Below are 21,151 nucleotides of genomic sequence, written 5' to 3'. Positions count from 1 at the left end.
ATGACCGATTCCGCCAAGGCCAATGATCTGTTGGCCCAACTGCCCAAGGGCAAGGGGCCGGCGCCGGTGCACATGTGGAACCCGGATTTCTGCGGCAACATCGACATGCGTATCGCCCGTGATGGCACCTGGTTCTACCAGGGCACGCCGATCGGGCGTAAGCCGATGGTCAAGTTGTTCTCCAACATCATCCGCCGCGATGGCGATGAGTACTTTCTGGTCACGCCCGTGGAAAAGGTCGGCATCACCGTCGATGATGCGCCCTTTGTCGCCGTGACCCTTGAGGTGGAAGGGCAGGGCGAAAGCCAATTGCTGCGCTTCACCACCAACGTCGATGAGCCGATTGAAGCGGGCATGGAACACCCATTGCGCGTAGTGATCGACCCCATTACCCAAGAGCCGTCACCCTACCTGCGGGTGCGCACCAACCTCGAAGCCCTTGTACACCGCAACGTGTTCTACCAATTGGTTGAACTGGCGGTGAGCCGTCCGATCAACGGTCAGAACTGGCTTGGGGTCTGGAGCGGCGGGGAGTTTTTCCGTATTGGCCTGGAGCCCTGAGGCCGGTTTTTTCATTCCTCTGACATAATTCGCTTGCTGCACAGCGGGGCTTTCGGTTATCAATTTGTACATGATTAGACATGTCCGATTTGATAAGAAAAAACGCGTCGTCGACGAGCTTATCCGCCGTATCGAGGGTGGGGTGATGGTCGACGGTTTCCTCTTGCCCGGCGAGCATCAGTTGGCCGAAGAGTTTGCGGTCAGCCGCGGCACCCTGCGCGAAGCCCTGGCTGAGCTCAAACGGCGCAATTACATCGCCACCCAAAGCGGCGTCGGCTCCATTGTCACCTTTGACGGCATGGTGCTCGACCAACGCAGCGGCTGGGCGCAAGCCCTGGCCGATACTGGCGCCTTGGTGAACACCGATATCCTGCGCCTGGAGGCGGTAACCCGCCCGGACCTGCTCAGCCGTTTCGGCAGTGACCAATTTATTGCCCTTGACCGTCGCCGGCGTACTCCCGATGGTACTGCCGTGTCTTTGGAGCGTTCGCTCATGCCCGCTTCGGGTGGCCTGGAAAGCCTGCCTCAGGTCGGCCTGATCGATAATTCCCTGACCATCACCCTGGCGGCCTACGGTTACGTTGGCGCCGAAGGTGACCAGTGGATCGGCGCCGAGCCGCTTACCGATGACGACGCCGAACTGCTCGGTCGTCCGACGGGCACGGTGTTCCTCAAGGCCTCGCGCACGACCTACGACCGCCGTGAGCGGTTCATGGAACACGTCGAAAGCCTGCTCGACCCTCTGCACTTTCGCCTGCACCTCCAGTTTGGAAATTCGAAATGACCTCGCACACTCGCGCCCTCGGCGCCTTCTACGGCCTGGCGTTGGGCGATGCCCTGGGCATGCCCACCCAGTCCCTGAGTCGTGAGCAAGTACGCGCGCGCTTCGGTGCGATCACTGCGTTGGAAGATGCCGATGCGCACCAGCCCATCGCCCCGAACATGCCAGCCGGTTCCATTACCGATGACACCGAGCAAGCGATCCTGGTCGGTGAGTTATTGGTCGAAGGCCAAGGCAGCATCGAACCCACCGTGCTCGCCCAGCGCCTGATCGACTGGGAAGCGGTGATGCGTGCCAAGGGCTCCCAAGACTTGCTGGGCCCTTCGACCAAGCGCGCGATCGACATGATCCTCGCCGGGCACACCCCGGAAGAGTCCGGTCGCTACGGCACCACCAACGGCGCGGCCATGCGCATCACGCCCGTGGGGATTGCCGCCGATGTCAGCGACCCAACGCAGTTTATCCAGGCGGTGATCCAGGCGTGCCAGGTGACCCATAACACCACCTTGGGCATCTCCAGCGCGGCGGCGGTGGCGGCGGTGGTCTCGGCGGGTATCAACGGTGTGGACCTCGGTGAAGCATTGAATATCGGCACCCAGATCGCCCAGCAGGCTGAAGGCCATGGCCATTGGGTCGCGGGCGGGCGTATTTCCACCCGTATCAGTTGGGCGCGCACCTTGAGCGTGGGCAGCGAAGACAAAGCGCTGTTCGCCGACCTGTTATACGAATTGATCGGCACTTCCGTGGCGTCCCAGGAGTCGGTGGTGGTGTCGTTTGCCCTGGCCCAGCAAGTGGCCGTGGGTGACATGAATGCATTCGAGGCCCTGTGCCTGGCCGCCAGCCTGGGTGGCGACACCGACACCATCGCCGCGATTCTCGGCGCGATGTTGGGGGCGTGTCTTGGGATGCACTGTTGGCCGGAGGCGATGATCGAACAGGTCAAGGCCGTCAATGGTTTGGATTTGCAGCCGTTGGTCAACGGTTTGCTCGCGTTGCGCTAAACACCACAGAAAGTTGCCACAACCACAACAATACAGGCATCAGGAGCACCCTCTCATGAGCAGTACCTCTTCCGGCCAAGGCGCCGGGCAATTGGAAACACGCGGCATCGAGCCGGTCCCGGAAGCCGAGTGCAACGGCCACCCGCTGCAACTGTTCTGGGTATGGTTCGCGGCCAATATCAGCATCCTCGGCTTGCCACTGGGCGCAACGCTCGTCGCGTTCCGCGGCCTGGCCATCTGGCAGGCGGTCATCGTGGCGATCCTTGGCGCCGCCGGTTCTTTCGCGGTGGTGGGCATCATCTCCATTGCCGGCCGTCGTGGCCGCGCGCCGAGCCTGACCCTGTCCCGCGCCATCTTCGGCGTGCGCGGCAATATCGGGCCGACGCTGGTGTCGCTGATGTCCCGCCTGGGCTGGGAAACCGTCAACACCACCACCGCCGCCTTCGTGTTGCTGTCGTTGTGTTCGATCCTGTTCGGTTCTCCAGTCGAGGCGAAAAGTGCACCCATCCTCACGCTCATCTTCATCGCGATTTTCGTGCTGTTGACCCTGTCGGTCTCCGGCCTTGGTCATGCGACATTGCTGGTCATTCAGAAGTGGGCCACTTATGTATTTGGCGCCTTGAACATCCTGGTGGGCGGCTTCCTCTGCGCCACCATCGACTGGAGCGCCGTATTCAATGCGACCCCGGCACCGCTGAGCGCAATGATCATCGGCGTCGGTACCATGGCCGCCGGTACCGGTATCGGTTGGGCGAACGCCGGTGCCGACATGTCGCGCTACCAGCACCGCAGCGTCAAGGCCGTGCGCCTGGTGGCCTCTGCCGCGTTCGGTGCGGGCATTCCCCTGGTGCTGTTGATCACCCTTGGCGGCTTGCTCTCGGTCGGCAATAACGACTTGGCCTCGGCCACTGACCCGATCATCGCGATCCGCGACATGCTGCCGACCTGGATGGCGGTGCCGTACCTGATCACCGCGTTTGGCGGGCTGTTGCTGTCGAACAACCTCTCGGTGTACTCCGCCGGCCTCACCACCTTGACCCTCGGTCTTAAGGTCAAGCGCGTGCATGCGGTGATTGTCGACATCGTGGCGATCTTCGCCGGCTCCATCTATTTCATGCTGATCGCCGATAGTTTCTACGGCCCGTTCATCACCTTTATCTCGCTGCTGGCGGTGCCGATCACGGCGTGGGTCGGCATCTTCGTGGTCGACCTGATCCACCGTCACTACTACAGCCCCAAGGACCTGCTGGACGTCAGCCCAAGCAGCGCCTACTGGTATCGCGGCGGTGTGGAATGGCGTGCATTCGGCGCCTGGGCCGTGGCGATTGTGCTGGGTTTCAGCTTCACCACCATCGGCACCACCGCCGAAAACATTTGGTTCGCCGGGCCATTGTCCGACTCTTGGTTGGGCCACAACGGCCTGGGCTGGATCGTCACCTTCTTGGTGGCCGGCGGCATTTATGCAGTACTGGGTGGCGCAGCTGATCGTCGCCCGGCTTTGGTAGAGAGTCACAATGTCTAGATTGCTGCACACCGGCCAAGTCATCGTTGACCTGGTCATGGCCCTCGACACCTTGCCCGCAACCGGCGGTGACGTGCTGGCGCAATCCGCCAGTTTCGAAGCCGGCGGTGGCTTCAACGTCATGGCAGCGGCGCGGCGCAATGGCTTGCCGGTGGTGTACCTCGGTCGCCATGGCAATGGCCGCTTCGGCGACCTGGCCCGCGCCGCAATGCAGGCCGAGGGCGTGGAGATGGCCCTGCCGGCCAGCACCGACAAAGACACGGGCTTATGCGTGTCGCTGACTGAGGCCACCACCGAGCGCACGTTCATTTCCCATATCGGTGCCGAAGGTGACTTGAGCGCCGACGACTTGGCGCGCGTGACGCCGCAGCCTGGCGACTACGTGTATGTCAGCGGCTACAGCCTGTTGCTGGAGGGCAAGGCACAGGCATTGCTCGACTGGGTCGTGGCGTTGCCGCGTGAGATCAACGTGGTGTTTGACCCGGGGCCGCTGGTCAAGGCGCCGGAATCGGCACTGATGGTGGCGTTGCTGCCGCGTATCGATATCTGGACCAGCAATGGTCCGGAAGCCTTGGCGTTTACCGGTGCACGTACGCTGGCGGATGCGCTGGGCGAGTTGAAACGTCATTTGCCAGAGGATGCATTGCTGGTGGTGCGTGATGGCCCGAAAGGTTGCTGGGTGAATGCCGACCACGTGCTGGGCTTCAAGGTGAAAGCCGTCGACAGCAATGGGGCGGGCGATGCCCATGCGGGAGTGTTTGTAGCCGGGTTGGCTGCGGGACTTGCGCCGGTTCAAGCAGCGCGCCGCGCGAATGCGGCTGCGGCGTTGGCGGTGACGCGTTGGGGGCCAGCAACATCTCCCGGCAGTGCAGAAGTTGACGCCTTACTCACTGAATAAACTCGGTCAAACTGTGGGAGCTGGCTTGCCTGCGATAGCGGCGCGTCAGTCAATAAACACTGACTGACCCACCGCTATCGCAGGCAAGCCAGCTCCTACATTTAGCCCAATGTGAGGGCTACTGGCTGGTTTCAGACTCCAACTTACGCGCCTCATCCACCCCAGACGCCGTCAGCTTGATCGGTAAATTCAGCGAGTACTCACCGTCATCGCCGGTGGTGACATGCCCATCCTTGATAAATCCGCGGTCCTGCAAAAAAGCCAGCACACTGGCCACCACTTTTTCGCCACGGTAGTTATCCAGCACCTCCTTGCCCAAGCCATTCGGATGGGCGTGCAGCAGGCGGGTGAGGACTTCTTTTTCAAGGTTTCTATCGACGTTCATGCGTACCTCTTCACTGGGAAATGATCGGGTGTTGGCGGTGCGTTGATCAGGTCAAGGTGCAGGCTGTTTTGGCGCGCCTGGCAGGTTCGAGTCGTCGCCTTTATTGATCTTCGGTTCATTCACCGAAGGGCCCATCTTGCCGTTGCCGACCGCTGGCGGGCTCTGGCGCCCGGTGTCCTGGCCTTGGGTGTGTGGGTCGGCGCTGTTGCTGTTGTCGACCGCGCCGCCATTGGTTTCCATGCCGGTGCCCATGGATTTCTGGGTTTCGCTAGTGGAGGGGTTGGTGGGACCGGTGGACGAGGTGGCCGCCACACTACTCAGGGAAACCGCAGACAGCAGGCCGGTGAGGGCGAGGGCAGCAAACTGGGAATGCTTCATGAGGGTATCTCCATAGGATTAATGTCCTTACCCTCTATTGGTCCGCCCGCACTTTGCGTTCGTGCCTTGATGGCGACGAACGGTCTTAGCTCACCTGTAAGATTTTGTGTGCCGATGCTCGGCGCCAAATCAATCGCGCCACCGTGATCAGCCAGTTAAGCAGCGCTACAGCCACCACACTCAACAGCAACGTCGGCAGGCCGTATTCCACAATGATCTGCCCCGCCAGCAACGGAAACCCGAACACCCCGACAAAGTACGCCAGGCTGAACAACAATAGCGCCTGGGACGTGGTGCCGGCCGGTGCTTCATTCGCCACCAACCCGTTGATCACCGAATACGTCAGGCCATAGCCGACGCCCAGAGTGACTGCCGCCAACAGGTAACTGAAGCTGCCTGACACGCTGAAGCCAAACATCAACACCGACACCAGCATCAGCCCCGACAGCACACACGCGGCGCTGTAGGCATCACGCTTGACGACGAACCCGGCGATCAGCAAACGGCTGGTGATTGCGGCGCTCAGGAACCCCGCGAAGAACAACGAATAGTCCAGGTTGTGCGCCGCCGCATAGCTGGTCTGGAACGACGACAACCCACCGAACACGCAGCCGCCGAGGCCGACCATGATGATCGCGAACACCGCTTTGGACGACAGTACCCGGCGCACGGCAACCCACGAGATTTTCGCTGCCGGTACAGCACCTTGTTGCTTGAGATGGGCGCCCAAGCGCCAGAACATCACTACCCCAATCAGGCTGGCGCACGCGGCGATGTAGAACGCGGTGGTCAGGGGCAATCCCAGCGCATTCGCCGCACGCCCCAGCAAAGGGCCGGCGCCGATGCCACTCATCATGCTCCCCGACAGCAATGCGAAGTACTTGGCCCGATACTGTGGCTCCACCAGCATCGCCACGATGATCGGCCCCAAGGTATAGAACACGCCCCAACCCAGCCCCAAGGCCAGGCCAAACATCATCAAGCCCTGGCCAAAACCTGGCGTCAGCGCAAAGCCCAGGCACGCCACGGCCAGCAAAAGGCCAAGCATTGCAATCGAGCGAGCGGCGCCGAGCCAATCGGCCAGGTGACCGGACACCATCACGGCGACAAAGGTGCTCAGCATCGCCATGGAAATCACACTGCCGGCGTCGTGTTCATTGCCGCCGCGCAGGTGGATCAACAGCGACAGCAAGAACGTCGAGCCATAAGACAAGGACAACAGAAAGCTGGCCAGGCAAAAGAACACGAAGTGTTTTCGGGAAAGCATCGCAGCGGTGGACATGGGCGGACCTGGCCGTTGTTGGATTTATGCCGTCAGCTTTTAGCACGGGTGGGGCGCGGGTTAGTTGTGGTGTTAGTGGTCTCAGCATTAGCCACAGGTGGAGTAATCGCGCGGTGCGCTGTGCCGCCGGACGAGCGGTCAAGGCGAGCAAATTTGTTCAACCGCCGTACAGCTGGCCTTTGCGATAGTCCTGATGCGTAGTTGAAGTCGTGGGGTATCTGTCGCGTTTAAGCCAGAACCCAAGGGCCTTGTTCGCCTATCAATGTATCGAGAGCGATACCGGCGAGATACGCAATATTACAAATCGGCGACTTGGCCGGATTGACCCCACACAGCGAACACTGCCGCCATGACTACTGTGACCTTGCTGAAAGCCCCCGTTATCGCCCGACCGACAGAGGTGTTGTACGGTCCAATCCAGCCTGAATTGTTGCGTAACGAGGTGTTGGCCGATTTGCTTGAGGCCACGGTGCGTCGTGACCCGCACCAGGTGGCGCTGATCGATGGCGAGCGCCAGCTCAGTTATGGCGAGCTGGATCGACAAGCCAACGTCGTCGCCTCGCGCTTGATCGAGGCGGGCGTGGGGCCCGGCCAGATTGTCGGCTTGTGGATGCCGCGCGGGTTGGAACTGCTGGTCATGCAGGCGGGCATCGCCAAGACCGGCGCCGCCTGGTTGCCGCTGGACCAGGACACGCCGCTGGAGCGCCTGCAGATCTGCATGGAGGATGCCCAGGCGGTTTGCGTCTTGAGCAGTGCAAGCAACGCCCCCGCTTTGCAGGCCGTGGGTCTTACCGCCTGGGTCGCCGAGGTATTGCTCGCACCGTTGGCGGCGCCGTTGCTGCGCCGCAGCAATGCGCAGCCGGAAGACCCGGCCTACGTCATCTACACCTCCGGCTCCACCGGCAAACCCAAGGGCATCCTGATTTCCCAAGGCAGCATCTGCCACTTCCTGCGCAGTGAAAACGCGATCCTCGGCATCCAGGCCAGCGACCGGGTTTACCAAGGTTTCTCGGTGGCCTTCGACATGTCCTTTGAGGAAATCTGGATCGCCTACCTGGTGGGCGCCACCCTGTGGATCGGCCCCAAGGACATCACCGGCGACCCCGAAGCCCTGCCGCGCCTGCTCGCCCAGCAGCGCATCAGCGTGTTGCACGCGGTGCCAACGCTGCTGGCATTGTTCAGTGAAGACGTGCCCAGCCTGCGCCTGATCAACCTTGGCGGCGAGATGTGCCCGGAGTCGCTGGTGGAACGCTGGAGCCGTCCCGGCCGACAGATCTTCAACACCTATGGCCCCACCGAAGCCACCGTTTCTGCGAGTTTGGCGCGCTTGGAGCCGGGCGCACCGGTGACGATTGGCACACCGCTGCCCAATTACGGTTTGCTGGTGATCGAGGCCGAACTGGCCGCCGGTGCCACGCCGACCTTGCTGGCGCGCGGGCAGACCGGCGAGCTGTGCATCATCGGTCCCGGCTTGGCCGACGGGTATTTGGGAAGGCCTGACCTGACCCGCGAAAAATTCCTCGAAAACCCCTGGTCTACCGGCTACTACGATGAGCGCCTGTATCGCACCGGTGACTTGGCGCGCATTGATGCCGACGGGCAAGTGGTGTGCCTTGGGCGCGCCGATGACCAGGTGAAGATCCGTGGTTTTCGGGTCGAGTTGGGCGAAATCGAAGCCTTGCTCGCCCAACAACCAGGGGTGGGCACGGTCGCGGTGCTGCTGCGCAACGACGGCGGCATCGATCAATTGATCGCCTATCTGGTGCCCGAGGGCGGCCTGCCTGTGGACGACTTGCCCGCACGGTTGCGCAAGGCATTGCAGGCGCGGTTGCCGGCGTACATGGTGCCGGGTCGCTTTGAGCTGCTCGAAAGCATGCCGCGCCTGACCTCCGGCAAGATCGACCGCAAAGCCCTCAAGGCGCGGCCGTTGGCCATGAACACCCACGGCGCGAACCTGGAATCCGACACCCCGGAAACCCCTTCGGAAAGTGCACTGTTCGCCGCCCTGGAAACACTCTTCCCCGGCCAGCCGATTCGTCGCGATGCCGACTTCTTCGTCGACCTGGGCGGTCACTCATTCTTCGCGGCACGGCTGGCGTCGGCGCTGCGTGCCGATGAGCGTTTCGCCCACATCACCGTGCGCGATATTTATCAGCAGCGGCGGGTAGGTGCTATTGCGCACGTCCTGCAAGCTACGCCGCAACCGACTGTGCAACAGGCGGCGTGGACGCCGCCTTCAGCCCTGGCTCGCTGGCGCTGTGGGTTGGCGCAGGCGGCGGTGATCGCCGTGGGCTACACGGTAATGATGGACCTGATGCCCGTCGCCGAAGCGCAGCGTTGGGGCGCCGTGTTGGGTTACCTGGCGCTGATCGGCCTGGCCTACAGCCTGGGTAATTACCTGTTGGTGGCTTCACTGAAATGGCTGGCGATTGGGCGCTACCGCAAACGCTCCGAAGCGATGTGGACGCCGTTTGTGTGGCTGTCCGAGGGCATCACCAGCCTGTATGAAGGCATGGCTGCGCCCAATTTCATGAGTTACCTGCGCGGCACACCGTGGTTGCCGTTGGCGTTCCGGGGGCTGGGCTGCAAGATCGGCCGGGGCGTGTACATGGACACCACCGACATCACCGAATTCGACTGCGTGACCATCGGCGACCACAGCGAATTGAACGCGGGCGCCTGCCCTCAGACGCATCTGTTTGAGGACCGCGTGATGAAAATCGACCAGGTGCTGATCGGCGAGCGCGTCTACATGGGCCCGCGCAGTGCCGTGCTGTACAGCGCCGAAGTCGGCAACGGCGCGCGGCTTGGCCCGCTGACGTTGGTGATGAAAGGCGAGTGTATTCCGGCCTCCAGCAGTTGGCTCGGTTGCCCGGCCGCGCCGGCGCGGGGCTGACGCCGATGCAGGTGTTCATGTGGCCAGAAACAACCCTGCGCTGGCAGAACGGCGTGTTGCTGATAGGCGTGCGGCATGCGCCGGGCCTCGACCGCGACACGGCCCGCATGCGCGTGCGGCAGGCGTTGAACGAGGCGTTGGCGCAAGTACTCGATGTGCCCCTGAGTTGCATTACCTTTGCTACGGAGCCCGGCCAGGCGCCACGCATCGGCGTGCCAGGGCACGAGCATGCCGGGCTTTCCATCAGTCACGACGGCGAGTTCTCGGTGGCAGCGGTGCATCTGCATGGCCCGGTGGGCATTGATGTGATGACCGTGCTGGACACCTTCGACTGGCACGGCGTAGCGGGCGACTATTTGGGCCCCCAGGTGTTGGCGCGCTTGTGCGCCGTGGACCAGATGCAGCGTGCCCGTTTGTTCACCCGCGCCTGGTGCGAGCGCGAAGCGCGGCTCAAGTGTGCCGGGCTAACGCTGGGCGAGTGGTCACGCGAGGCGCAACGACCGTATCGCATTGTTGAGCTGGACTTACCGGCAGGGCTGCTCGGGGTGTTGGCACTGCCGGTATAAATTGCGCTGCAATCAGTCATGAAAGCCCCTTAGTATGTGTGCTTTGAAATTGCCAAGGCTCGCCCATGACCATCGAGATTCGCCCCGCCGTGCCCAGCGATGCTGCGCAAATCCTGACGTTTATCACCGAGCTTGCCGAGTACGAGAAAGCCCGGCATGAAGTGATCGCCAGCGTGGTGGACATCGAACGCAGCCTATTCAGCGAAGGCGCTACCGCCCACGGCCTGATCTGCCTGCGCGATGGCTTGCCGATTGGTTTTGCGGTGTTCTTTTTCAGCTACTCCACTTGGCTGGGCAGCAACTGCCTGTACCTCGAAGACCTGTACATCAACCCGGAACAACGCGGCGGCGGGGCGGGCAAGAAGTTGCTGCGCCACCTGGCCAAGATTGCCTTCGACAACGGCTGCGGGCGCTTCGAATGGAGCGTGCTGGACTGGAACGAACCGGCAATTGCCTTCTACAAATCCATCGGTGCCCAACCCCAGGAAGAGTGGGTGCGCTACCGCATGGAAGGCGACGCGCTACGCGACTTTGCCTTGGGCTGAGATTGGGTTTTAGAAAACACTGAGTTCAAATGTGGGAGCGGGCTTGCTCGCGAATGCGGTGGATCAGTCGCCCTATCAGGTGACTGACACACCGCATTCGCCAGCAAGCCCGCTCCCACATTTTTTTGTGCGTTGTTCAATATATGGGATGCAAATTTATATATTGAGATATTTCAAAAGATAGGTTTATAGTCCCCTGCATCAGCACTCACTACCAAAAATAAAACAGGTGAAGCGATGCAGGCACAACCGTTGTCACTCCCCGCCGTGCCCGAGCCTACCTACGGAGAGCGGCTCAAAGGCAAAGTGGTGATCATCACCGGCGCCGCCCAAGGCATTGGCGAGGCGATCGTCGCGTGTTTCCAGGCCCAGCAGGCGCGGTTGGTGATTGCCGATATCCAGGGCGAAAAGGTCCAGAACGTTGCCGCCCACTGGCGCGAACGCGGCGCCGAGGTCCATGCGCAAGCCGTGGATATCACCTCCAAGGATCAATGGCAGTCGCTGGTCAACCTGGCCATCGAACGCTTCGGCCGTGTGGATGTGCTGGTCAATTGTGCGGGGGTCAACGTATTCCGCGACCCGCTGGAAATGACCGACGAAGACTGGCGCCGTTGCTTCGCCATCGACCTCGACGGCGCCTGGTTCGGCTGCCGCACGGTGTTGCCGCACATGATCGAGCAGGGCATCGGCAACATCATCAACATTGCCTCCACCCATTCCAGCCACATCATTCCTGGCTGCTTTCCTTACCCTGTCGCCAAGCACGGCCTGCTCGGCCTCACCCGCGCCCTCGGCATCGAATACGCACCCAAGGGCATCCGCGTGAATGCCATTGCGCCGGGCTATATCGAAACCCAGCTCAACGTCGATTACTGGAACGGGTTTCCCGACCCGCATGCCGAGCGCCAGCGTGCCTTTGACCTGCACCCGCCCAAGCGCATCGGCCAGCCCGTGGAGGTGGCGATGACCGCGCTGTTCCTGGCCACCGACGAGGCGCCCTTTATCAATGCCACCTGCCTGATGATCGATGGCGGGCGTTCTGTGATGTACCACGACTAACACTTTTCCAATAACAAGAAGAGGTGGTTCATGTTCAAGAAAACTGTAGGGGCGCTGGCGCTCGCGCTCGCCTTTAGCGGCGTGGTATCTGCCGAAGAAGTGAAGATCGGTTTCCTGGTCAAGCAGGCCGAAGAACCGTGGTTCCAGACCGAATGGGCCTTCGCTGAAAAAGCCGGCAAGGACCAAGGGTTCACCGTAATCAAGATCGCCGTGCCCGATGGCGAGAAGACCCTTTCAGCCATCGACACCCTGGCCGCCAACGGCGCCAAGGGCTTTGTCATTTGCCCGCCGGATGTGTCCCTGGGCCCGGCCATCATGGCCAAGGCCAAGCTCAATAATTTGAAAGTGCTGGCGGTGGACGACCGTTTCGTCGACGCCAAGGGCAAGCCCATGGAAGACGTGCCTTACGTAGGCCTGGACGCCTACAAGATCGGCCAGAAACAAGGCGAGGCCATGGCCGTCGAGGCAAAAAAACGCGGCTGGGATTGGAATGAAACCTACGCCGTGATCAATACCTTCGACGAGCTGGAAACCGGCAAGAAACGCACCGACGGTTCAGTCGAAGGCCTCAAGGCGGCTGGCTTGCCCGCTGACCACATCCTGTTCAGCGCGCAGAAAACCCTCGACGTGCCCGGCAGCATGGACGCCACCAACTCGGCGTTGGTCAAATTGCCCCGCGCCGCGAAAAACCTGCTCATCGGCGGCATGAATGACAGCACCGTGCTGGGCGGCGTGCGCGCCACCGAAAGTGCCGGCTTCAAGGCGGCCAACGTGATCGGCGTGGGCATCAACGGCACCGACGCTATCGAAGAACTGAAGAAGTCCGACACCGGCTTCTACGGCTCCATGCTGCTCAGCCCTGACGCGTCAGGCTACAAGACCGCCAGCGCGATGTTCGAGTGGGTCACCAAAGGCACCGAGCCCGCCAAGTTCACTGCGCTGGATAACGTGACCCTGATCACCCGCGCCAACTTCAAGGAAGAGTTGAGCAAAATCGGGCTGTGGAAATGAGCGGCGCGGCCCTGCGCTTCAACGGCATCGGCAAGGAATTTCCCGGGGTGAAAGCCCTGGCGCAGATCAGCTTTGAAGCGCGGCCGCACGAGGTCCATGCGTTGATGGGCGAGAACGGCGCGGGCAAGTCCACGTTGCTGAAAATCCTTGGCGGCGCCTACATCCCCAGCAGCGGCTCGCTGCAGATCGGTGAGCAGACCATGGCCTTCAAGAGCGCTGCCGACAGCATCGCCAGTGGCGTGGCGGTGATCCATCAAGAGCTGCACCTGGTGCCGGAAATGACGGTCGCCGAGAACTTGTTCCTGGGGCATTTGCCGTCGCGATTTGGCGTGGTGGATCGGCGCCAGCTACGCAAGCAGGCGCTGGCGTGTCTCAAGGGCCTGGCCGATGAAATTGATCCAGAGGAAAAACTCGGGCGTCTGTCTTTGGGCCAACGCCAATTGGTGGAAATCGCCAAGGCGTTATCCCGTGGCGCCCATGTGATTGCTTTCGACGAGCCCACCAGCAGTCTTTCTGCACGCGAGATCGACCGCTTGATGGCGATCATCACGCGCCTGCGGGACGAGGGCAAAGTGGTGCTCTACGTGTCGCACCGCATGGAGGAAGTGTTCCGCATCTGCAACGCAGTCACCGTCTTCAAGGACGGTCGTTATGTGCGCACCTTTGATGACATGGCGGCACTGACCCACGACCAACTGGTGACCTGCATGGTCGGCCGTGACATCCAGGATATCTACGACTACCGGCCGCGTGAGCAGGGTGAGGTGGCGCTTAAGGTCGAGGGTTTGCTCGGGCCGGGTCTGCGTGAAGCGGTCAGCCTTGAGGTGCACAAAGGCGAGATTCTCGGTCTGTTCGGGTTGGTGGGCGCGGGGCGTACCGAGCTGTTTCGGTTGCTGAGCGGTTTGATCCGCAGCACCGCCGGCAGCCTGGAACTCTGCGGTGAAACCCTGCACTTGCAATCCCCCCGCGACGCCATCGCCGCCGGCGTGCTGCTATGCCCGGAGGACCGCAAGAAGGAGGGCATCATCCCGCTCTCCAGCGTGGCCGAGAACATCAATATCAGTGCCCGTGGCGCGCACTCCACCTTCGGTTGGCTGCTGCGCGACGGCTGGGAAAAGGGCAACGCCGACCAGCAGATCAAGGCGATGAAGGTCAAGACGCCCAACGCCGAGCAGAAAATCATGTACCTGTCCGGCGGCAACCAGCAGAAGGCCATTCTCGGCCGCTGGCTGTCGATGCCGATGAAAGTGTTGCTGCTGGACGAACCCACGCGCGGTATCGATATCGGCGCCAAGTCGGAGATCTACCAGATCATCCACAACCTGGCCGCCAGCGGCATCGCGGTCATCGTAGTGTCCAGCGACCTGATGGAAGTGATGGGCATCAGCGACCGCATCCTGGTGATGAGCGAAGGCGCCCTGACTGGCGAACTCAGCCGCGACCAGGCGGATGAAGCACGGCTGTTGCAACTGGCTCTCCCGCGTTCGCGGGCTTGAAGTATTCGAGGGTGTAGGCATGTCACAGGTAAAAACTGCAAAGGGCTTCTGGCCGGGTTTCAACCAGCGCAAGTTCCTCGATGATTGGGTGATGCTGCTCGCGGCGCTGAGCATCTTTGTGCTTAGCGCGCTGTTCATCGACAACTTCCTCTCCCCGCTGAACATGCGCGGCCTGGGCCTGGCGATTTCCACCGTGGGCATCGCCGCATGCACCATGTTGTTCTGCCTGGCATCCGGGCATTTCGACCTGTCGGTGGGCTCGGTGATTGCCTGCGCCGGTGTGGTGGCGGGCATCGTGATTCGCGACACCGACAGCGTGGTACTCGGCGTGTCAGCAGCCTTGGCCATGGGCCTGGTGGTGGGGCTGATCAACGGCATTGTCATCGCCAAGCTGCGCATCAACGCGTTGATCGCGACGTTGGCGACCATGCAAATCGTGCGTGGGCTGGCTTACATCTTCTCCAACGGCAAGGCGGTGGGGGTGATGGACGAAAGCTTCTTCGTGTTCGGCAACGGCCAACTGCTGGGCGTGCCAGTGCCGATCATCATCACCGTGCTGTGCTTTGTGTTCTTTGGTTGGTTGTTGAACTACACCACCTATGGGCGCAACACCATGGCCATCGGCGGCAACCAGGAAGCGGCGCTGCTGGCGGGGGTGAACGTTGACCGCACCAAGATCATTATCTTTGCCGTGCATGGGCTGATTGGTGCGTTGGCAGGGGTGATCCTTGCGTCGCGGATGACCTCCGGCCAGCCGATGATCGGGCAGGGGTTTGAGCTGACGGTGATCTCTGCATGCGTGTTGGGCGGGGTGTCGTTGAGTGGTGGCATTGGCATGATCCGGCATGTGATTGCCGGGGTGTTGATTCTGGCTATCATCGAGAATGCGATGAACCTCAAAAACATCGACACGTTCTATCAGTACGTTATCCGCGGCTCCATCCTGCTGCTGGCGGTGATCATCGACCGCATGAAGCAACGCTAAGCCATGCCATGTGAGGACTAAATGTGGGAGCGGGCTTGCTCGCGAATGCGGTGTATCAGAAACAGATGTGCTGACTGACACTCCGCTTTCGCGAGCAAGCCCGCTCCCACATTTTGATCTCCACTGTGCTCAGGTTCAGCATTTGCCATAATGCCGCCAGTTTTCGTACCACCACATAGGCCCGATATGCAGGAAAACGCTCCCACCTCCGCCAAAGACGCCGCACCCACCGGCACCCAAACCCTGCTGCGTGGCCTGGGCGTGGTGCAAGCGGTGGCGGCTGGTGCGCGGGATCTGAAACAGATCGCCAAGCGCATCGGCACTACCCGCAGCACCACCCATCGCCTGGCCAGTTGCCTGGTGGAAGAGCGCTACCTGCGCGTGGTGCCGCAGGTCGGCTACCTGCTGGGGCCCAAGTTGATCGAATTGGGCTTCCAGGCGCGTGAAGAATTGCCGCTGGTGACCCTGGCGATACCGTACCTGGACGAGCTGTCGGCACTGACCGGCGACACCATCCACCTGGCCATTCGCGAATACGACGACGTGCTTTACCTGCACAAGAACCCCGGTCGCAACGGCCCGGAAATGCGCTCGCGGGTCGGCCATCGCATGCCGTTGGCTCGTACCGGGATCGGCAAGGCGTTGCTGTTGGATGACACGCTGCAGGAGTGGCAGCGCCTGTACGAAGTGAGCCAGCCGGTCGCGGGCAAAAGCCAGCAATGGCCGCAGCACCCGGAGCAGTCCTGGGCGCAGTTCGAGCAGCGCATGCACGAATACGTGGTGGGGGGCTATGCGTTCGATCTGGAAGACAACGAACCGTCGATCCGTTGTGTGGCGGCACCGGTGCGCGATGCCAGCCGGCGAATCGTCGCCGGCATCAGCATCGCCAGTACCGTGCCCTACATGCCGCTGGAGAAAATGGCCGAGCTGATCCCTGTGGTCAAACAGGTCGCAGCGCGGCTGTCAGCGGAGTTGGGCGCGAAGGCCTGATCAGACCTTCAGGGTCGCCATGTCGATGACAAAGCGGTACTTCACATCGCCGGCGATCATGCGGCTGTAGGCTTCGTTGATGTGGCGGATGTCGAGCATCTCGATGTCGCAACTGATGCCGTGCTCGGCGCAGAAATCCAGGACTTCCTGGGTTTCGGCAATGCCACCGATCAGCGAGCCGGCCAGCACCTTGCGGCCCAGGATCAGCTTGGCGGCGTTTACCGGCGGGTCGACCGGCTCGATCAGGCCCACCAGGATGTGCACGCCGTCAAAGCGCAGCACGTCGAGGTAGGGGTTGAGGTCGTGCTGCACCGGGATGGTGTCCAGCAGGAAATCGAAGTGCCCGGCAGCGGCTTTCATCTGCTCGGCGTCGGTGGACACGATCACATGGTCGGCGCCTTGGCGGCGACCTTCTTCGGCCTTGCTCGCGGAACGGGTGAACAGGGTCACCTCAGCGCCAATCGCCTTGGCCAGCTTGATGCCCATATGGCCCAGGCCACCCATGCCCAATACGCCCACCTTGTCACCGGCCTTGATGCCGTAGTGCTTGATTGGCGAGTACATGGTCACGCCGGCACACAGGATCGGCGCAGCACTGGCCAGGTCAAGCTTGGCCGGGATCTTCACCACGAAGTGTTCGCTGACCACGATGCTGTCGGAGTAGCCGCCCATGGTGTTGCTGCCGTCGATGCGGTCCGGGGTGGCGTAGGTCATGGTCGGACCTTCGAGGCAGTATTGCTCCAGGTCCGATTTGCACGCGTCGCAGTGGCGGCACGAGTCGACCATGCAGCCCACGCCCACCAGGTCACCGACTTTGTGCGCGGTGACGTTGGCGCCGACGGCAGTGACCTTGCCGACGATCTCGTGGCCGGGCATCAGCGGGTACACGGCGATGCCCCATTCGTTGCGCGCTTGGTGAATGTCGGAGTGGCACACACCGCAGTAGAGGATTTCGATGGCCACGTCATCCACGCGTGGGCTGCGGCGCTGGAATGACATGGGGGCGAGGGGAGTGGTGGCCGACTGGGCGGCATAACCGATGGCGGTGTACATGGGGAGAACCTCGCAAAAGCAATCACAGGAGAGGCGGCGCATTCTCCGCGCCGGGCCTGGAGGCGGCCATGGCGATTGCTCCGAGTCTCATGCCTATTCGTCCGGGAGTGCCCCGTGTTTGGATTTATGTGCCGCCAGACCTGCGATGATGTTCTCATCCCTTTTTCGCGAAGTTTTTTGCCATGTTGTTGACCCGCCATCTCGATGCCAACGCCACGCTGGTCTCCTTGATTGAGGGGCTTACGCCCTGCGATGGTTTCTCCCCGACGAACCTGCCCGGCGTGAAGGTACTGCGCGCCAGTTGCGACGTGGCACGTGGGCCGCAGATCTATGAGCCGAGCCTGATGTTCGTGGCCCAGGGCAGCAAGGTCGCGTACCTGGGCCCGCGCACGCTGGATTACGGCGCCGGGCACTATCTGATCCAGGCGATGCCGGTGCCGTTCGAGTGCGAGACCTTTGCCATGGCGCCGGATGCGCCGTTGTACGGGGTAACGGTGGGCATTGATCGCGTGGTGTTGGGGGAGTTGGTGATGGCCATGGGCATTCAGGCGGGACCGCCGCCGACGGCGCAAACACTGGAGTCGATGAGTTCAGTGGTGCTCGATGACGCCATGCGCGGTTGCGTCGAGCGGCTGTTGCAGTGCCTGCACGATCCGCTGGAAAGCCGGATCATGGGCCCGGCGCGGGTGCGCGAATTATTGTTCACTGCGTTGCGCGGGCCGCAGGCGGATGTGTTGCGTGCCTTGGTGGAGCAGCAGGGACAGTTTTCGCGGATTGCCACGTCGTTGAACCATCTGCATGCGCATTTTGACGAGCCGTTGAATATCGAGACCTTGGCCGGGTACGCGCACATGAGTGCATCGACCTTTCATGAGCATTTCAAGCGTTGCACGCTGTTGTCGCCGGTGCAGTATCTCAAGCGTTTGCGCTTGCTCAAGGCCCAGCAGTTGCTGCTGGTAGAGGGCATGGGCGTGGCGCAGGCGGCGCATAGGGTGGGGTATCAGAGTACGTCGCAGTTCAGTCGTGAATATAAGCGCTACTTCGAACGCAACCCCGGCGAAGAGCGGGCTGCCTGACCCGAACCCCCCTGAAACAGTGGATTGCCATCGTTTGTGGCAGCTCGGGAACGGTTTTCCCTCCTTGCTGCACATAGGGTCGTACCGGGCATGTCAATGCCTCAATCCAGGGAAATGCCCACTGTGAGAGTTCAGTCATTCATCCCCGCTGTTCAGCGTGCAGTACCTAATGACGTCCGTGAGACGTCCACGGCAGGCGCATCGACGGATAGCCAAAAACTCCCCCGCGCGCATCGTCGGCCTACCAGGGCAATCGACAGTTCGTCGCCACTCAACAATACGCGAACGGGCGAGCCCAGCAGTTCAGACGACAAAACGATTGGTCCTGGGCAAAAAATGCCTCGCCGCTATAACCCTGATAATGAGTTCGATGTTGCCAAGGCGGTGATTTACGGATCTGCCGACCCGTCTGCGCCCACAACGGGTTACACGCAACGGGAACGGATGCAGCGAATTGATGCTTATGCCGGTCGTGTCGTTGCACAGGTCCAGAGCATAGAAAGCACTAGCGAGGGCGGGAGCAATGTCAGGTTCCAGAAGGTGCGCCAATTCCTGGAGCCGGCAGGCTATTTCAGCGCTGGGTTACTGGCCGCCGGGCACGATCCACATGAAAAAATCAGCGTAACGTTCCACTCTTATACCGGCTTTGGTAAGCCGGAGCACCTGACCAGCACTGACCGCCGTACCTACTTTGCCTGGGAAATTGCAGCCGGTGCACTTGCGCACGATAAAGTGCAGCGAGGTGGGCCGATCAATTTCCAGTCGATGCAGATTGAGGCAAAGGACAAGGGCCAGGTCGCCGAGCTGGAGTCGCTGGGGGCAAACCTTCAAAGCCACTGGGAAGAGGATATCGCGACACCGATGCGGGATGCCTCCGGCGTATTGGCGCGGCGTTCGGGCAAAGCAGACGCGTATCTCATACGAGGCACATTACAAAGCCTGGTTGATCACAAAGACAGTTTTGGAACGTTAAGCGAGGAAGGTCAAAAGGCGGTCATCGATACGTTGCAGAAGAATGGGCAAGCCATTATTCCAAATATCTACGGCTATCCCCTGGCAGGTTACGCATTTATCCCCTATACGCCCTACGACGGTGACTTCAGGCACCGGCCCAACATGGGCGTCATGATTGACTTGAAGAACGGTGCCGTTCACGAAATTTCAGGTGACAAGGCGTTCGCCAGTTGGGCTAAAAACAATCAGGGCAATCTGTCGCGTAGTTTCAACGCCAGTGACAGGCAAGGGGGCAGAGATGCTCATTGGCCGAAGGCGGGCGATGTGCTTCAAAACTTGATTGCGGGCAATCATGCGACCTATCCAGGGTATCAGAACCTACTCAAGGACAAGGCTGTGCCAGTGTGGGAGACCTTCAACTACACGGGCGCGCGAGGCAGCGATTACAGGTTGAAATGCGGTGATCTGAATGTCGGTATAGCCGCTGAATACCAGGCGGTGAACGCAAAAAATGCGGTCTGGGCCGACCAGACAGAGGTATTTGGTTCCTCGCAGCAAAATTGGAAGTCTGCGAAAGACTTCTGGGGAAACACCTTCGGTTATCTACCCGTTATTGGCAACACGGGAAATATTGTCTTTGGCGTCCACGACGCCGTTTATGGCATGACGGCTGATGATCGCGTGGGCGGTGCATCGGCAGCAGTGATATCTGGCCTGCAACTGGCGCACGAAATTGCATCTGTGGGGGTTGGACTAGAAGGCGGAGCTTTGAACCGTGAACCCTCCATGACTCAACATTACGGCTGGAAATACAACGAGCATACGAGCGATGTCGAATTGGTGCGGGCACCCAAGGCCCCATCAATTGATCACGAGGTATCCGTTAATACGCCGAGGGGACCTGCCGTAATCCCTGGTTCTGACGCCTCGACTCCTTTCCCGGGAATGCGGGAAGTGGAGTTCATGGGCAAAAAGTATTTTGTTGCCGAGAAACCTGATGCGGGGGATGGCTTGCATTATGTGTTGCGAGTGCGCGATCCCAAGAATCCGTCTGAATTGGTCAGCAGTGGAAAAATCGCCAAGCCCGATGCAAATGGCGTCTGGATCAGGAGAGGTGTCGCAGGCGGAGGGGTTGATGAATTGGCAGGGCGCTTGAACGATCCCATTGGATTTGGCTCCCGCGCGATGGTTTACACCGACCCGGACGATCCAACCTACGTTATTAAAGAAACGTTTCCTCTGCCCACGGCGGGACGTGTTCCCGAGATGAAAAACGAGGTGCAATTATTCAATCGATTTTATGGAGAAGGGCGTGCGACGTTCCTGGGTAGCAATGCTGCCGACACAGTGTCATATATGCGCATGCCTAAAGTCTCGGGAGAAAGCCTTGAAAGTCTGATGGCCGCAGGCAAGGCGATACCCGACGGCGTGCCTGTTGGCTTATTGAACATGCTGGCTGAGTTGGAGGGCGCTGGCATTGCTCACAATGACTTGGCGCTCCGGAATATCCTTTATGACGCCCAGTCACAAAAATGCTTTCCCGTGGATTTTGGCTCGGCAAAGTCGGCTGCAAGTGTTTCGGCGCACTCCAATGACCGCTATAGCATTTGGAGCCTGAGGCAGGAAATTGAACCTGACGGACAGTCTTTCGACGAAATGGTTGAGGTATTGGAATCCGTTAAGTCCAACGCTATCGAGTAAACGCGAGCGAA

19 protein-coding genes are annotated in these 21,151 nt (G+C 60.9%); 15 read left to right on the top strand and 4 right to left on the bottom strand.

Annotated features, from left to right (window positions below; translation table 11 throughout):
• From CFE47_RS23265 to CFE47_RS23245, 5 genes are all read left to right on the top strand, one after another.
• Nucleotides 1-561: a DUF1285 domain-containing protein gene (locus CFE47_RS23265; RefSeq protein ID WP_286840726.1), complete on the top strand. Its 561-nt coding sequence runs from the start codon at nucleotides 1-3 to the stop codon at nucleotides 559-561.
• Nucleotides 562-631: 70 nt separating this feature from the next.
• Complete coding sequence (locus CFE47_RS23260; protein ID WP_286840725.1) at nucleotides 632-1,345, top strand: GntR family transcriptional regulator; 714 nt, start codon at nucleotides 632-634, stop codon at nucleotides 1,343-1,345.
• Entirely contained in the window at nucleotides 1,342-2,343 is a 1,002-nt protein-coding gene (locus CFE47_RS23255) for an ADP-ribosylglycohydrolase family protein (protein ID WP_286840724.1), read from the top strand. The genes CFE47_RS23260 and CFE47_RS23255 overlap by 4 nt, the downstream gene beginning before the upstream one ends.
• Nucleotides 2,344-2,398: 55 nt before the next feature.
• Nucleotides 2,399-3,865, top strand: a complete 1,467-nt coding sequence (locus CFE47_RS23250; RefSeq protein WP_286840723.1) for a purine-cytosine permease family protein — start codon at nucleotides 2,399-2,401, stop codon at nucleotides 3,863-3,865.
• Complete coding sequence (locus tag CFE47_RS23245; RefSeq protein ID WP_286840722.1) at nucleotides 3,858-4,763, top strand: PfkB family carbohydrate kinase; 906 nt, start codon at nucleotides 3,858-3,860, stop codon at nucleotides 4,761-4,763. Before CFE47_RS23250 ends, CFE47_RS23245 begins: the two co-directional genes overlap by 8 nt.
• 118 nt (nucleotides 4,764-4,881) lie before the next feature.
• On the opposite strand, the gene CFE47_RS23240 is transcribed toward CFE47_RS23245, so the two are convergent.
• The 3 genes from CFE47_RS23240 to CFE47_RS23230 form a co-directional block, all read right to left on the bottom strand.
• Nucleotides 4,882-5,148, bottom strand: a complete 267-nt coding sequence (locus CFE47_RS23240; RefSeq protein ID WP_185703269.1) for a hypothetical protein — start codon at nucleotides 5,146-5,148, stop codon at nucleotides 4,882-4,884.
• Between the two features lie 51 nt (nucleotides 5,149-5,199).
• On the bottom strand, nucleotides 5,200-5,526 hold the full coding sequence (locus tag CFE47_RS23235) for a hypothetical protein (RefSeq protein ID WP_185703271.1): 327 nt from the start codon (nucleotides 5,524-5,526) through the stop codon (nucleotides 5,200-5,202).
• A gap of 85 nt (nucleotides 5,527-5,611) precedes the next feature.
• Complete coding sequence (locus CFE47_RS23230) at nucleotides 5,612-6,808, bottom strand: MFS transporter (protein ID WP_286840721.1); 1,197 nt, start codon at nucleotides 6,806-6,808, stop codon at nucleotides 5,612-5,614.
• A gap of 349 nt (nucleotides 6,809-7,157) precedes the next feature.
• Here CFE47_RS23230 and CFE47_RS23225 point away from each other — a divergent pair, with 349 nt between their 5' ends.
• The 8 genes from CFE47_RS23225 (at nucleotide 7,158) to CFE47_RS23190 (ending at nucleotide 16,356) form a co-directional block, all read left to right on the top strand.
• Nucleotides 7,158-9,704 carry a non-ribosomal peptide synthetase gene (locus CFE47_RS23225; protein ID WP_286840720.1) on the top strand — a complete coding sequence of 849 codons (2,547 nt, stop codon included), beginning with the start codon at nucleotides 7,158-7,160 and terminating at the stop codon, nucleotides 9,702-9,704.
• On the top strand, nucleotides 9,647-10,270 hold the full coding sequence (locus CFE47_RS23220; RefSeq protein ID WP_286840719.1) for a 4'-phosphopantetheinyl transferase family protein: 624 nt from the start codon (nucleotides 9,647-9,649) through the stop codon (nucleotides 10,268-10,270). Before CFE47_RS23225 ends, CFE47_RS23220 begins: the two co-directional genes overlap by 58 nt.
• Nucleotides 10,271-10,335: 65 nt before the next feature.
• Complete coding sequence (locus CFE47_RS23215) at nucleotides 10,336-10,815, top strand: GNAT family N-acetyltransferase (protein WP_010208407.1); 480 nt, start codon at nucleotides 10,336-10,338, stop codon at nucleotides 10,813-10,815.
• A 237-nt stretch (nucleotides 10,816-11,052) separates the two neighbouring features.
• Complete coding sequence (locus CFE47_RS23210) at nucleotides 11,053-11,874, top strand: SDR family oxidoreductase (RefSeq protein WP_286840718.1); 822 nt, start codon at nucleotides 11,053-11,055, stop codon at nucleotides 11,872-11,874.
• Nucleotides 11,875-11,904: 30 nt separating this feature from the next.
• Nucleotides 11,905-12,885, top strand: a complete 981-nt coding sequence (locus tag CFE47_RS23205; protein WP_286840717.1) for a substrate-binding domain-containing protein — start codon at nucleotides 11,905-11,907, stop codon at nucleotides 12,883-12,885.
• Nucleotides 12,882-14,381, top strand: a complete 1,500-nt coding sequence (gene araG / locus CFE47_RS23200) for an L-arabinose ABC transporter ATP-binding protein AraG (protein WP_286840716.1) — start codon at nucleotides 12,882-12,884, stop codon at nucleotides 14,379-14,381. Before CFE47_RS23205 ends, araG begins: the two co-directional genes overlap by 4 nt.
• A 19-nt stretch (nucleotides 14,382-14,400) precedes the next feature.
• On the top strand, nucleotides 14,401-15,366 hold the full coding sequence (gene araH / locus CFE47_RS23195) for an L-arabinose ABC transporter permease AraH (protein WP_286840715.1): 966 nt from the start codon (nucleotides 14,401-14,403) through the stop codon (nucleotides 15,364-15,366).
• Nucleotides 15,367-15,552: 186 nt separating this feature from the next.
• Nucleotides 15,553-16,356 carry an IclR family transcriptional regulator gene (locus CFE47_RS23190; RefSeq protein ID WP_286840714.1) on the top strand — a complete coding sequence of 268 codons (804 nt, stop codon included), beginning with the start codon at nucleotides 15,553-15,555 and terminating at the stop codon, nucleotides 16,354-16,356.
• Here CFE47_RS23190 and CFE47_RS23185 read toward each other — a convergent pair whose 3' ends face one another.
• The gene (locus tag CFE47_RS23185; RefSeq protein WP_185703288.1) at nucleotides 16,357-17,409 is read right to left on the bottom strand and encodes an NAD(P)-dependent alcohol dehydrogenase; all 1,053 of its coding nucleotides are present in this window, start codon (nucleotides 17,407-17,409) and stop codon (nucleotides 16,357-16,359) included.
• A 182-nt stretch (nucleotides 17,410-17,591) separates the two neighbouring features.
• Here CFE47_RS23185 and CFE47_RS23180 point away from each other — a divergent pair, with 182 nt between their 5' ends.
• Nucleotides 17,592-18,485, top strand: coding sequence for an AraC family transcriptional regulator (locus CFE47_RS23180; RefSeq protein WP_286840713.1), 894 nt, complete (start codon nucleotides 17,592-17,594; stop codon nucleotides 18,483-18,485).
• A gap of 336 nt (nucleotides 18,486-18,821) precedes the next feature.
• Nucleotides 18,822-21,140: an OspG family effector kinase gene (locus CFE47_RS23175; protein ID WP_286840712.1), complete on the top strand. Its 2,319-nt coding sequence runs from the start codon at nucleotides 18,822-18,824 to the stop codon at nucleotides 21,138-21,140.
• Nucleotides 21,141-21,151 lie beyond the last annotated feature (11 nt).

This window comes from Pseudomonas sp. PGPPP1 (genome assembly GCF_002255865.1).
Lineage (GTDB): Bacteria > Pseudomonadota > Gammaproteobacteria > Pseudomonadales > Pseudomonadaceae > Aquipseudomonas > Aquipseudomonas cremoris.
This window is presented reverse-complemented; position numbering and strand designations above follow the sequence as displayed.